Origin of the sequence: Campylobacter novaezeelandiae (genome assembly GCF_004323845.1) — a bacterium.
GTDB lineage: Bacteria > Campylobacterota > Campylobacteria > Campylobacterales > Campylobacteraceae > Campylobacter_D > Campylobacter_D novaezeelandiae.
In genome coordinates this window covers 1-347 of record NZ_QPGR01000059.1, presented here as the reverse complement: position 1 = coordinate 347, position 347 = coordinate 1, and the positions used below count along the sequence as shown (strand labels likewise).

Annotated in this window: 1 protein-coding gene; it reads right to left on the bottom strand. The window is 21.9% G+C overall.

Going from position 1 to position 347, the window contains the following annotated elements:
* Window positions 1-347: DUF2972 domain-containing protein (locus DU473_RS08205; RefSeq protein ID WP_131186979.1), on the bottom strand; the 347-nt coding region annotated here is incomplete at both ends.

Below are 347 nucleotides of genomic sequence, written 5' to 3'. Positions count from 1 at the left end.
AAGTTCTTTATGTTCTTTTAAAATGTTAAAATCATTCTCATCTATATAAATACTTAAGTTTTCATAATAAGTATAATTTTTATCTAGTATAAAAGATTTAATATCTATGCTACATATAGGGGGGGGGGTATTAGATAATTTTGCTTCACATATGTTTAATCTTATATCTTTTGATAAATAAGGAAAAGTTTTTTTATCTAGTAAAAGATTAAAAGGAAGTAAATGAGCAAATTTATTCCAGAATTTATGTTCAAATTTTTCTTTATCTTTTATATTAGGTGGATTAAAATCTAAAATTTTTGCTAATTTGTTCATGGTATTAAAAGCTATTTTACTATCTAGCTCTT